The 12,320-nt window shown below is 73.3% G+C and carries 10 protein-coding genes; 4 read left to right on the top strand and 6 right to left on the bottom strand.

The window, feature by feature from the left end; translation table 11 throughout:
- Positions 1-248: 248 nt before the first annotated feature.
- The 3 genes from AB0M97_RS10360 (at position 249) to AB0M97_RS10370 (ending at position 5,692) form a co-directional block, all read left to right on the top strand.
- The gene (locus AB0M97_RS10360; RefSeq protein WP_365960361.1) at positions 249-1,436 is read left to right on the top strand and encodes a glutamate--cysteine ligase; all 1,188 of its coding nucleotides are present in this window, start codon (positions 249-251) and stop codon (positions 1,434-1,436) included.
- A gap of 258 nt (positions 1,437-1,694) precedes the next feature.
- Positions 1,695-3,479 (top strand): N-acetylglutaminylglutamine amidotransferase, encoded by a 1,785-nt coding sequence (locus AB0M97_RS10365; protein ID WP_365960344.1) that lies wholly within the window; start codon positions 1,695-1,697, stop codon positions 3,477-3,479.
- A complete protein-coding gene (locus AB0M97_RS10370) occupies positions 3,452-5,692 on the top strand; it encodes a prolyl oligopeptidase family serine peptidase (protein ID WP_365960345.1) in 2,241 nt (746 codons plus the stop codon). The genes AB0M97_RS10365 and AB0M97_RS10370 overlap by 28 nt, the downstream gene beginning before the upstream one ends.
- 199 nt (positions 5,693-5,891) lie before the next feature.
- Here the strand turns inward: AB0M97_RS10370 and AB0M97_RS10375 are convergent, their stop codons facing one another.
- From AB0M97_RS10375 to AB0M97_RS10395, 5 genes are all read right to left on the bottom strand, one after another.
- A complete protein-coding gene (locus tag AB0M97_RS10375; RefSeq protein WP_365960346.1) occupies positions 5,892-6,812 on the bottom strand; it encodes a Rieske 2Fe-2S domain-containing protein in 921 nt (306 codons plus the stop codon).
- 131 nt (positions 6,813-6,943) lie between these two features.
- Positions 6,944-8,020: a cytochrome c oxidase assembly protein gene (locus AB0M97_RS10380; protein ID WP_365960347.1), complete on the bottom strand. Its 1,077-nt coding sequence runs from the start codon at positions 8,018-8,020 to the stop codon at positions 6,944-6,946.
- Positions 8,017-8,508 carry a DUF2243 domain-containing protein gene (locus tag AB0M97_RS10385; RefSeq protein ID WP_365960348.1) on the bottom strand — a complete coding sequence of 164 codons (492 nt, stop codon included), beginning with the start codon at positions 8,506-8,508 and terminating at the stop codon, positions 8,017-8,019. Before AB0M97_RS10385 ends, AB0M97_RS10380 begins: the two co-directional genes overlap by 4 nt.
- Before the next feature lie 53 nt (positions 8,509-8,561).
- Positions 8,562-10,298: an ATP-dependent DNA helicase RecQ gene (locus AB0M97_RS10390; protein WP_365960349.1), complete on the bottom strand. Its 1,737-nt coding sequence runs from the start codon at positions 10,296-10,298 to the stop codon at positions 8,562-8,564.
- Positions 10,282-10,530 (bottom strand): DUF3072 domain-containing protein, encoded by a 249-nt coding sequence (locus tag AB0M97_RS10395; protein WP_365960350.1) that lies wholly within the window; start codon positions 10,528-10,530, stop codon positions 10,282-10,284. Before AB0M97_RS10395 ends, AB0M97_RS10390 begins: the two co-directional genes overlap by 17 nt.
- Positions 10,531-10,830: 300 nt before the next feature.
- Between AB0M97_RS10395 and AB0M97_RS10400 the strand changes: the two genes are divergently transcribed.
- Positions 10,831-12,099, top strand: coding sequence for a cation:proton antiporter (locus AB0M97_RS10400; RefSeq protein ID WP_365960351.1), 1,269 nt, complete (start codon positions 10,831-10,833; stop codon positions 12,097-12,099).
- An 89-nt stretch (positions 12,100-12,188) separates the two neighbouring features.
- Here the strand turns inward: AB0M97_RS10400 and AB0M97_RS10405 are convergent.
- Positions 12,189-12,320, bottom strand: a 132-nt coding sequence (locus tag AB0M97_RS10405; protein ID WP_365960362.1) for a fasciclin domain-containing protein, incomplete at its 5' end; no start/stop codon positions are given.

The raw sequence follows: 12,320 nt of genomic DNA on the forward strand, positions 1-12,320 counted from the left end.
TGGTCTGTTCCTGGCGCCTACGCCGGCGAAGCACTCGTCTGCCGCCGCCCGGTCACGGGCCGCCCGACGCCCGTGCCCTTTTGTCCCTCTGCCGTGCTCACCTGTGGGGCCGGCGCGCCACCTGCGCGGTGCTGAGCTTATCCGCGGGTGAGCTGGGAACTCGGAGCACATCACAGCCGCCCATCGTCCCGGGCAGGGTCCCGTTCCCGCCCGAGGGCAGCGCTCGGATCCCTAGGAGTGACGTGACCATGCGCATCGGGGTGGAAGAGGAGTTCCACGTCCTGGAGGTGGAGAGCGGACTGCTCGTGCCGCGCGCCGACGCGATCCTGCGACGGCTTCCCCGGCAGACCTTCACGACCGAACTGCACCAGTGCACCGTCGAGACCAACAGCGCGGTGCACGCGTCCCTGCACGACCTGTACGCCGACCTCACCCGCCTGAGACGGCGGCTGGACGCGGCCGCCTCCTCGCAGGGGCTGGCCGTGGTGGCCGCGGGGACAGCCCCCCTGGCGCCCGCGGCGGCGGCGACCCCCACCGCCGGCGCCCGCTACCGTCACATGGCCGAGGAGTACCGCAAGGTCGCCGACGAGCAGCTCATCTGCGGCGCCCAGGTCCATGTGGACGTGCCCGACCGCGACACCGCCGTACGCGTCATGTGCGAGGTCTCGCCCTGGCTGCCCGTGCTGCTGGCCGTCTCCGCGAGTTCGCCCTTCTGGCAGGGGGCCGACACGGGGTACGCGAGCTGGCGTTCCATGGTGTGGCAGCGCTGGCCCACCGCGGGACCGGCCGGCTGCTTCTCCAGCGCGGCCGAGTACGACGCGGCGGTGGACGACTTCATACGGGCCGGGGTCATCAGCGACGCGGGGATGATCTACTACGACGTCCGCCCCTCCGCCCACCTGGGGACGCTGGAACTGCGCATCTGCGATGCCTGCCCGCGTGCCGAGACCGTCGTGCTCATCGCCGGACTCTTCCGCGCCCTGGTGACCGAGGCCCTCGAACGGCTGCGCGAGCGCGCTCCCGGATGCGCGGGTCGGCACGAGTGGCTGCGGGGCGCGGCATGGCGTGCCGCCCGGTCCGGGCTCGAGGGCGCCCTGGTGGACCCCGAGACCCACCGCGAGGCACCCGCACGCCAGGTCCTGCGCAAGCTGCTCGTCCGACTGCGGCCCGCCCTCGAGGCCCACGGGGACTGGCACACCGTGCGGGAGCTGACCGAGGCTGCCCTCGCGGACGGAAGCGCCGCCCGCCGCATCCGCCGTACGGCACAGGAGGAGGACCTCCTCGGCTGTGTCGACATGCTGATCGCCGAGACCCGCGGTGAACGCGCACCCCGCCGGTCCGCGCCGCTCGGCCGCGGGCTCACCCCGGCCGTCGCCGCTGCCGGCCCGCACTCCACCACCGGTTCCGGGGCGCCGGAGGCCATCGGCCCCCGATGAGCGGTGCGTGTCATGAGACCGCCGCCGGCCCCGCGGCCTCCGTGCGCACCACGCCCCCCGCGGGCGCTCGCCGCCCCGGTGGTACGGCCTTCCCGGGCGACACCGCCCGCCGTGCCCTTGCAGAACGTGTGTCCTGTCCCCGTACAGAAAGGGTTTTGTCATGTCGTGCAGTACCGCCCGGATCCCGACAGGAGGGCGGGCGCCGGTAGTCCCGTCACGGCGCGCCGTCGTCGGTACCCGGAAGGGAGGCGGGACGCGATGTGCGGTCTGAGCGGGGAGATCCGCTTCGACGGCCGGCGGCCCGACCTGGCGGCCGTCGGACGCATGACCGACCGGCTCGCCTCCCGTGGACCCGACGGGCAGGCGACCTGGACGCGGGGCGCGGTGGCGCTGGGACACCGGCGACTGAAGATCATCGACCTGTCGGACCGGGGAGGGCAGCCGATGACGGACGCCCGGGGAGAGGTCACCGGCGTCTTCAACGGCTGCGTGTACAACTATCCCGAGTTGCGGGAGGAGTTGCGCCGCCTCGGACACCGCTTCGAGTCGACCTCGGACACGGAGGTGGTGCTCAACGCCTACCTGCAGTGGGGAACCTCCTGCGTCGAGCACTTCCGCGGGATGTTCGCCTTCGCCATCGTCGAGCACCGGACCGGCCGGGTGATCCTCGCCCGGGACCGCCTCGGCATCAAGCCGCTGTACCTGGCACGGACACCGGACCGGCTGCGGTTCGCCTCCACGCTGCCCGCCCTTCTCGCCGCCGGAGACGTCGACACCTCACTCGATCCGGTCGCCCTCCACCAGTACCTGAGCTGGCATGCCACGGTCGCGGCGCCGCGCACCGTCCTCAACGGCGTGCGCAAGCTCCCCCCGGCCACGGTGCGGGTCGTCGAGCCGGACGGCACCCACACGGATCACTGCTACTGGCAGCCGTCCTACACACGCCGGGCGGAACACGCCGGCATGGGCGCGGACGAATGGCGGGACGCGGTGCTGGACGCGCTGCGCACAGCCGTGCGCCGCCGCATGGTCTCCGACGTGCCGGTCGGGGTGCTGCTCTCCGGCGGACTCGACTCCAGTCTGATCGTGGCTCTGCTGGCCGACGAGGGGCAACGCGACCTGATGACGTTCAGCGTCGGGTTCGAGACGGAGGGCGGTGAGCAGGGGGACGAGTTCCGGTACTCCGACCTCGTGGCCCGGGAGTTCGGCACCGACCACCACCGGACGATGGTTCCCTCGGAGCGGGTCTCGACGGCGCTGGACGGGGCGGTCGCCGCGATGAGCGAGCCGATGATCAGCCACGACGTCGTCGCCTTCTACCTGCTGTCCGAGCAGGTGTCCCAGGAGGTGAAGGTCGTGCAGAGCGGGCAGGGCGCCGACGAGGTCTTCGCCGGCTACCACTGGTACCCGCAGCTGGCCGAGGTCTCCCGCGAGGACGAACCGGAGCGCTACGCCGAGACGTACTTCGACCGGTCGCACACCGATCTCGCCCGGATCCTGCGGCCGGAACTGCTGCCCCCCGACGATGTCTCGGGTGACTTCGTCCGCGGCCACATGGCGGTACCGGGGGCGCAGACCGCGCTGGACGCCGCGCTCCGCCTGGATACGCACGTCATGCTCGTCGACGACCCCGTCAAGCGGGTCGACAACATGACCATGGCCTGGGGCCTGGAGGCCCGCGTGCCCTTCCTCGACCACGAACTGGTGGAGCTGGCGGCGGCCTGCCCACCGGAACTCAAACTGGCCGACGGCGGCAAGGGCGTGCTGAAGGAGGCGGGCCGCAAGCTCCTGCCCCGGGAGGTCGTCGACCGCCCCAAGGGCTATTTCCCGGTACCGGCCATCCGGCACATGGCCGGACCCGTCCTGCAGCGGGTGCGCGAGGCACTCGAGGCACCGGAGGCGAAGCAGCGCGGACTGTTCCAGCAGTCGTATGTCGCCGAGCTGCTCGAGGCGCCCGACGAGCACCGCACCAGGCGGGGCGCGAACGCCCTGTGGCAGATAGCTTTGCTGGAGATATGGCTGCAGACCCACGGAATCAAGTGACCGGCGGCCGGGGCACACGGGCGGTGGACGGCCCGGCGCCGGTCCTCCCCGCTCCCGGGGCACCGGGTCCGGCCCACGTGCCGCCCCAGGACGGCCGGACCGGGGACCGGCCGGGCGCCTCCGGCGCCGCCGCGCCCGCGCCGGCGCCGGTGGCGCTGCCCGAGGCGGGCGGCCCCCGAGACGCGGTGACCCGGCTGCGCGCGCACGGCTGCTGGTACCCGTCCGCCAACGCCGACGGCACCGAGGCGGCCTTCATCTGCGACCGGGGCGGTGTCCCCCAGCTGTGGGCCGGGCCCGTCGGCAGCGACGAGGTGCGCCTGCTCGACTCCTCACCGGATCCCGTGAAAGAGGTGTCCTGGTCACCGGACGGCCGCTGGATCGCGTACACCACAGCGCCGGGCGGGGGCGAACACACGCGGGTGCTGTGCGTACGGCCCGACGGCACCGGCCGCCGCATCCTGGCCGGGGCCGACCCGGCCAGCTCCGCCCATCTGGGGTGCTGGGCGCACGACGGCTCGGCCCTCGCCGTCACCGTCGCGGCTCCGGCCGCCGCCGTCCACCCGGGCCTCGTCGGGCAGACCCCGTGGGACCACGGCCCGGCGGACGGCCTGCTCGCCGGGGCCCGCCCGGGGGCCGACTGGGCGGACCGGGACGGCCATGCGACGCTTCTCGGCCCGGCCGCGTACGACGCCACGTCGAGGCCGGTCCCGAACGGGACGCCGACCGGCACCACGGCTCCCGCGGCCCGGCCCGGCGGCGGCCTGTCGGTCTACCTGATCGATCCCGACGGCCTCGCGTCCCCCGTGCTGCTCACCACGGAGACACGCGCCGCCTCCCTGCGCGCGTGCGACCTCAGCCACGACGGCCGCTTCGCACTGCTGCGCCGGGGGCCGCGCGGACGGCGCGAGGCCGTCGTCCACCGCACCGCCGACGCGGCGACCACCTTCGCCCTGCCGGTCGCCGACGGTGACCCGTGGGTCGGACGGTTCTCCCCGGACGGGCGGACGCTGTGGCTGCGCAGCAACGCCGACCGGGAGTACGCGGCGCTCTTCGCCGTCGTTCTGGACGCCGACGGAAGGCCACAGCGTACGTCCGTCGCGGCGGAACGCGACGGAAGCGACCTGGAACTCCTGGCGCTGGCGCACGACGGCCGTACCGCCGCGCTGGCATGGAACGTGCAGGGCGCCGGCGAGCTGGAACTCGTCGAGACCTTCCGGACCGGGCAGGCCCCCGACGGCACCGGCCCGGCACGCCCCCTTCCCCTGCCCCACGAGGTCGTCACCCGCGTGACCCCCGCCGGAGCCGGGCGACTGCTGCTCGCGCTGTCCGGGTCGCAACGCCGCCCGGGTGTCTGGTGGGCCCACGAAGGCGTGTCCGTGCTCCGCACGCCCTGGTCCGCCCCGGACGAGGACGCCGTCCCGCCGGGCCGGCCACCGGTACGCCCCGTCCCCCTGCGTCTGACGGCACGGGACGGGCTGCCCCTGAGCGGCTGGTACTACAGGGCGCCGGGGCGCGCCCGCGACGAACCGGCACCGTGCGTCATCCACCTGCACGGCGGTCCGGAGGAACAGGAACGCCCGGTGTTCGACCCGCTCTACCACGAGCTGACCGGGCGCGGCCTGGACGTCTTCGCCCCCGACGTCCGGGGATCCCTGGGACACGGCCGGTCGTTCGTCGACGCGGACCTGGGCGCGGGCCGCTTCGCCGCGTTCGACGACGTGGCGGACTGCGCGGCCCACGCGGTCACCGCGGGCCCCGCCGATCCGACGCGGCTGGCGGTCATGGGCCGCTCGTACGGCGGCTGTCTGACGTTCGCCTCCCTCGTGTGGCACCCGGATCTCTTCCGCACCGGGGTCGCCGTCTGCGGCATGTCGGACTTCCTGACCTTCTTCGCCGGTACGGAACCCTGGATCGCGGAGTCCGCGGCGCACAAGTACGGTCACCCGGAGCGCGACCGCGAGCTGCTGCGCGCCCTGTCACCGATGAGCCGTATCGAAGCGCTGCGTGTTCCGGTGTTGGCCGTCCACGGCGAACACGACACCAACGTGCCACCGGGGGAGTCCCAGCAGTTCGTACGGGCAGCGCGGGAACGGGGCATCCGCGCCGAGCTGCTGACCCTGCGCGACGAGGGTCACGACTTCCTGCGCGCGGACAACCGGCGCCTGTTCCGCCGGGCCGCCGCGGACTGGATGGAACGGCACCTCCGGGCGTGACCGTGGGCCCCGTGCCGGCCGGCGGCGCCGGGGCCCGGGCCGCCGTGTCGCCCCGAATGCCGTCATGGCCGCGAGACAGCCGCCCAGGGGCCGGTCGTGCCCTGCGGAGTACCGTCGTCCGGTGCGCCGGGCAAGCTCGCGCAGGCGTGGTACGAGGCGGCTGCCGGCCGTCCTGTCGGCCGCGGCGGCGTCGGTGTTGTCAGGCGCGGCGGCCGTCGTCCGCGTGCTCCGCCCGGTCGTCCCGGCGCAGGCGGATCTCGACGTGGCCGCCGGTGATCCGCGTGTCGAAGGCGGGCTGGGGAGCGGTGGCGGGGCCGCGGACGTTCCAGCCGTCGGAGAGGCGGAAGACGCTTCCGTGCCAGGGACACCGGACGCATCCGTCGGTGATCGTGCCCTCGGACAGCGGCCCGGCGAGGTGGCTGCACCGGTCGGCCAGCGCGTGAATGGTGCCGCCTGTTTCGCGCACGACCAGGACCGGTACGTCGTCCACACGGCGCCGCACGGGCCGGCCGGCCGGGAACTCGTCCACGGCGCCGATCCGGTGCCAGCCCTCCTTGACCACGTGCGGCACCTCCTCGGCGTGGTTGGCGCCGGAGGCCTGGCGGTAGGCGAGGTGGCCGCCCAGCATGCCGCCGACTCCGACCGCCGTCAGTCCCAGCAGGCCGTAGGCGCGGCCGGCGGCCTGGCGTCCCTTGAGGCGGCAGGCGAGTGAGGTGGCGTACAGCGCGACGGCCGTCACGTTGCTCAGGGCGTGCACCAGGCCGACGCGTTGTTGCCGGTGGTGCAGCTCCGCCCAGTCGGTCAGGCCTGTCAGGGCCGCGGGGGCGGCGGCGGCCAGGCCGACGCCGATGAGCGCTTCCGCCTCACGGGAACGGCCGGGCCGTAGATCGAGCAGGGCCGCGGACAGCCAGCTGCCGATCGGAACCTGCACCATCAGCGGATGCACGGGGTGGCCCAGCCACCTCCCGTGCAGCGCGTCCCGGCCGCGACCGAGCGGCAGGGCACGCACGCCCCGGCCGATCGCGTCGATCACCGCATCGGCCCGGGGGTCCTGTTCCAGGCGGTCCAGCAGCCACAGGACCCGGTTCTGCCGCATCCGACGGCGTGGCGTCGTGGTCATGCGCGGCCGGGTCCCCACCTGCGCACACCGCAAACGGCCGACCAGGCCGGAGTCGGGCCGGCCGGGTTGCCCGACGCGATGGGCCGTCCTGGCCGCCCATCGCCTCGCGGGCGGCGTCGCGGGTCGGGTCCTCACGGCGGCCACGGGCCCGGCGGCGGTGTCGGTGCCGCGGTCTCCACTCCGGGGCGCGGGCGGGGGGCGCCACGGCATCGGCGGCCCGGACAGCGATGGCCATCATCGCAAGCCGCCGCGCTCGGGCCTTTTCGCGCGGCCGGGGCGACTCGTACTGCTCCTCGCAGGCCGCGTGCCCCAGCACCTTGGCGCGCACCTCCCGCAGGGCGCGCCGGGGTCGTCGGGCCGGGTGCCGCGGCTGCGCCGGTCGCGCTCTGTCCGGAGCGGGTCGGGGCAGCTCCCCGTCGGTGGTGACGGGCGCGGGCACGTCCGCCGGCCGTGTACCAGCCCACGCCGAGCACCACCGCCAGGGCGGCGTCCACCACGTCACCGCCGTAGTACATCCATCGGGCGCCGCTGTGCAGGTCGGCAGGGGTGAAGCCGGTGCCGGGCGGCGGCAGTGCGTACAGGGTCCTGGCGAGCACCGCGTGCGCGGCGCCGGCGGCCAGCAGGGTGGCGCCGCGTACGGCGACACCCCAGCGACGGCGCACCGGATCGAGCTGGCACACGGCGAAGGTGAACACGAGCCCTGCCGCCAGCATGTGCGCGTGGACCACGCCGTGCAGCAAAGGCTGGTGCCGCGTCGCCGCGAACAGCTCCGTCCGATACAGCAGCCAGAGGCCGCCCACGTTCAGCAGAGCCGCCAGCGGGGGGAGGACGAGCCAGCCCACGGGACGGGATCGCGCGACAGCCAGCAGGCCCCGTCGGGCCCGGCCGGGCCCGAGGGCTCGCAGGGCGAGGGTGAGGGGGCGGGCCACGACGAACAGCAGCGGGGCGGCCATGCCCACGACGAGGTGCTGGATCATGTGCCCGGTGAACGGTGCTCCCGTCACCGGTCCCCCCGACGCCCAGGCCGTACCGACGCCCCCGGCGGTGAACGACACGTCCCGCCACCGGGACCAGGCGTCCCCGCGGCGTCGCAGACGCGACGCGGCCGCCAGATACGCCACCGTCACCAGCAGCGCGGCCACGGCGGCGAGCACCTGGCCCGTCCCGGGTCCGCCGGCCGGGCCGGGGTGGACGTGCGCGAGTGTCACGACTGCGGCCCGGCCCCGCCGCGGCGGGTCGCACGCAGCGCCAGGATCACGCCGATGAGCAGCAGGACCAGACCGGCGATGTTCCACGCCCAGTCGTACGGGGTGACATCCACCCCGTAGCGGATCTGGTGCAGACGCAGCAGTTTGTGATCCACGATTCCGTCGAACAGCTGGAAGGTGCCCAGTCCGAGGAAGAAGCCCGACCACGCGTGGGCCGACGCCAGGGCCCCGCGGCGGCGCAGATCGGCGTAGAGGAAGAACCCCGCGACCAGACCCAGCAGTTCGGCGGTGTGCAGCAGGCCGTCGGACAGCAGACCCACGCCGGAGGTGGAACGATCGTAGAAGTGGTGCCACCCCAGGATCTGGTGGAAGACGATCTCGTCGACCGAGGCCATGACCGCCGCCCCGATCAGCGCGGAGACGGCCATGGACCTGCGGGACGCGGAGCCGGTGCCCGGTGCGGTGCCGGACCGGACGGAATCGCTCATGGCCCTTCCTTCCTGCCGTACGACGGCATCGGCCGGGGACTCGAACGGGGTGGTCAGCCGGGTGGCTGTTCGAGGACCGACAGCAGGTCGTGCTCGTCGACTGTCGCCAGTGACAGGGTGCGGTAGCCCATGGTGTCGAACAGGACGGTGATCCGGTCGTCCTCCTCGCTGAGGACCGTGCCGTCGCCCCACTCCTGGTGGCGGACCCGTGCCCCCGTCGGGAAGGGTGACTGCGCCTGGTCCCGCTGTGTGCCGTCGGCGCCCGGTGCGGCGCCGACGGCCGCGGGCTCCGCCGTCCCGCACACGTCGCAGTTCCCGCAGGGGGCCTCGTAGGGCTCGCCGAAGTAGCCGAGAAGGAACCTGCGGCGGCATCCCGTGGTCTCGGCGTAGGCGCGCACCATCTCCACCCTTGTCCGCTCCAGCCTGCGGTGTGTCTCTGCGGCCTCGCCGGCCTGCGCCACCGCGTCGTCGGCGGACACGCCCGGCTCGATACGCAGGGCGCCCTGGTCGTCGGTGTGCGCGGCTCCGGCCTCCTCCAGGAGGTTGGCGGCGGCTGTGAGGCGGTTGCGGGACAGCCCCGTTTCGTCCCGCAGCTCATCCAGGTCCTGAGGTTCCCGCTGGTCGCTGAGGTGCCGGGCGACCTTGCCGAGCGTGTCGGTGCCGGGCGTGCGGGCGGCGAAGAAGTTCTGCATGCCGGTGTCCTCGGGCCGGTAGTGCAGCACGGCGACCGCGGGCTCCCCGTCCCGGCCCGCGCGCCCGATCTCCTGGTAGTACGCGTCCAGGGAGCCGGGGATGGAGGCGTGGACGACGAAACGTACGTCCTCCTTGTCGATGCCCATGCCGAACGCCGACGTGGCGACGACCACGTCGAGCGTGCCGTCGAGGAAGGCGTCGTGCACCCGCGACCGCTCACCGCTGCGCAGCCCGGCGTGGTAGGCGGCGGCCGTCAGACCGAGGCCGGCCAGCTCTTCGGCGTACCGTTCGGTGTCCTTGCGGGTGGCGGCGTAGACGATCCCCGGCTTCGGTTCGCCGGCCGCCCGCTCCACCACGGCGCGGCGCTTGTCGTCGTCGTCCTGGAAACGGAGCACGTGAAGGGCGATGTTGGGCCGGTCGAACCCGGCGACGACCAGGGCGGGCTCCTCCATGCCGAGCCGGTCGACGATCTCCTGCCGTACCGGGGGAGCCGCCGTGGCCGTCAGCGCCAGCAGCGGCGGGCGGCCCAGGCGCCGGGCGGCGTCGGCCAGACGCAGGTAGTCGGGCCGGAAGTCGTGCCCCCAGGCGGAGACGCACTGAGCCTCGTCGACGACGAACAACGCCGGCGCCACCCGCGCGAGCCGTTCCAGCACCTCCTCCTTGGCGAGCTGCTCGGGGGAGAGGAAGAGGTACTCGGCGTCCCCGGCGCGCACCGCCTGCCACGCCGCCTCCGTCTGCCCCGCGGACTGCGCCGAGTTCACGGCGACGGCCTGCGGGGCCCGGTGCTCCAGCAGTCCGGCGATCTGGTCGCGCTGGAGCGAGAGCAGCGGGGAGACGACGACGGTGGGGCCGTCGAGCAGCAGCGCGGGCACCTGATAGACCGCCGACTTTCCCGCCCCGGTCGGCATCACGACCAGGGTGTCGCGCCCTGCCACGACCTCGGTCATCGCCCTCAGCTGCTCCGGCCGCAGCTCCCGCCAGCCGAAGGCCTCCGTGGCGGTTCGGCGGAGCCGACCGGTGGTGTCGGCCGCCGTCTCGCCTTTCCCCTGGTGCCGGCCGGACCCGCCCCGGGCGGCACCCTTACGGGCCGGTGCCACGGTCGGCTTCGTCTTCGGGAGTGCGGGAGGGCTTGTCCCGGGCGGTGCGGGGCGAAGCCCCCTGAAGGCGGTCGATCATCTTCGACGCCTCCGCCTTCGTCAGGTCGGGCGGCACCTCCTCGCCGGCCTCACGGGCCAACGTCTCCAGGTAGCTCAGCTGTGGTCCGGTGGCCGGTTCGTCCCCCGTCACCCAGCTCTCGACGTCCTTGCTCGGGTCTTGCGCGTCGCTCATGACGAACGGCTACCCGATTCTCGCCGTCAATCCCTGATTCGGTTCCGGTGACACCGGACGGCGGAGCCGTCGGCCCGGCTGGACGGGAGCATGCCGGTCAGGGACGCCGCTGAGTGCCGCACGCTTCCGACGGGTGCGTCCGTGTCGGCCCTTGCCGGATTCCGGCAGTGAAGTGGGCCCGGAGGTGCCGGAAGGCTCGTTATTCAAGGTGCGACGAGGAAGGTAGGGTTCGCCCCGGTGTGCCGGGAAGTCTGGTCGGCGAGCAGGAGCGGACTCTCTCTTCCGATCGGAGCGTACGGCATGGTGCTCGTGGCGGTTTTCGGCGTCGCGCTGCTGGTGGCGGTGTTGCTGTCAGGTCTGGCGGCGCGGACGGTACTGTCCACCTCCTTCCTCTTCCTGGTCGGCGGTGCGCTGGTCAGCGACGGCTTCCTGGGCCTGGTGCACATCACCGCGGACAGCGAGATCGTCTCCGTGACGGCGGACCTCGCACTGTTCGCCGTGCTGTTCACCGACGGCCAGTACGTCTCCTTCGGGAAGTTGCGGGCGAACTGGCGCAACCCCGCCCGTGCGCTCGGTCTGGGCATGCCGCTGGCCTTCGTGTTCATGGCGCTGGTCACGCACTTCCTCGTCGGCCTGGACTGGACGACGTCCTTCCTCGTGGGCGCGGTGCTGGCGCCGACCGACCCGGTGTTCGCCTCGGCGATCGTCGGCCGCAAGGAGGTGCCCGCCAAGCTCCGTGAACTGCTGAACGTCGAGAGCGGCATCAACGACGGTCTGGCCCTGCCGGTGGTACTGGTGCTGATCGCCGCTGCCGGACCGGCCGCCGGGCAGACGGGAGAGGCGTCGATCGGCACGATCGCCCTGGAACTCGGGCTCGGACTCACCTTCGGTGTCCTGCTGCCGCTCATCGTCAACTGGCTGGTGCGGTTCCGTCTGCTGTGCGCGGAGCCGAAACTCCAGCCCTTGCTGCCGCTGGCGACCGGCATCCTCCTGTACGGGCTGTGCCACCTCACCCACGCCAACCCCTACCTGGCCGCCTTCTCCGCCGGTGCCGTGCTGGCCGCCGTGTCACCCGAGGCGAAGCACGCCTTCGAGCCGCTGGGCGAGGCGCTGACGGAGCTGGCCAAGTTCGCCGCCCTGCTGGTGTTCGGCGCGCTGCTGACCCCGCGGCTGTTCGGGGATCTGTCGCTCGGCGGGTACGTGGCGGTCGTCCTGGCGATCGTGCTGATCCGGCCGGCGTCCCTGCTCATCTCACTGATCGGGACGCGTTTCTCCCGGCGGGAGAAGCTCACCGCGGCGTGGTTCGGCCCCAAGGGCTTCGCCTCGGTGGTGTACGGGCTGCTGGTGCTGCAGTCCGGCATCCCGCAGGCGGAGGAGGCGTACACGATGATCGCGGTGTGCATCGCGTTCTCGATCATCGCGCACAGCTCCACCGACGTGCCCATCGCCCGCATGTTCGACGTGGAGGACCTGGTGGGCATCCCGGACGACGATGAGGACCGTCGTCCTGCCGGCCCCGTGACGGTCGTGCCGGACGCCGGGCAGGAGAAGCCGTCCGACGGTGGGTGACCCGGTTCCCGCGCTGTCGTGGGGGGCCGTCGTACGACCAGAGCCGGTCCGCCGAGGCTGACTCGGACGGACCGGCTCGTGCTGTGCGGTCAGCTCTTGGGCATCAGGACGGTGTCGATGATGTACACGTTGGCGTTGGCGGTCTTGACGTTGCCGCAGGCCACCTTGGCGGAGTCGTTGACCGTGTAGGACTCGTCGGAGCCGGACGTGGTCAGCTTCGA

The organism is Streptomyces sp. NPDC051207, assembly GCF_040682395.1.
Taxonomy (GTDB): domain Bacteria; phylum Actinomycetota; class Actinomycetes; order Streptomycetales; family Streptomycetaceae; genus Streptomyces.

Excerpts from the sequence above, each read along its gene's own strand:
- AB0M97_RS10360 (WP_365960361.1), top strand. The coding sequence starts at position 249 with ATGCGCATCGGGGTGGAAGAGGAGTTCCACGTCCTGGAGGTGGAGAGC.
- AB0M97_RS10370 (WP_365960345.1), top strand. The coding sequence starts at position 3,452 with ATGGCTGCAGACCCACGGAATCAAGTGACCGGCGGCCGGGGCACACGG.
- AB0M97_RS10400 (WP_365960351.1), top strand. The coding sequence starts at position 10,831 with ATGGTGCTCGTGGCGGTTTTCGGCGTCGCGCTGCTGGTGGCGGTGTTG.
- AB0M97_RS10395 (WP_365960350.1), bottom strand. The coding sequence starts at position 10,530 with ATGAGCGACGCGCAAGACCCGAGCAAGGACGTCGAGAGCTGGGTGACG.
- AB0M97_RS10385 (WP_365960348.1), bottom strand. The coding sequence starts at position 8,508 with ATGAGCGATTCCGTCCGGTCCGGCACCGCACCGGGCACCGGCTCCGCG.
- AB0M97_RS10365 (WP_365960344.1), top strand. The coding sequence starts at position 1,695 with ATGTGCGGTCTGAGCGGGGAGATCCGCTTCGACGGCCGGCGGCCCGAC.
- AB0M97_RS10375 (WP_365960346.1), bottom strand. The coding sequence starts at position 6,812 with ATGACCACGACGCCACGCCGTCGGATGCGGCAGAACCGGGTCCTGTGG.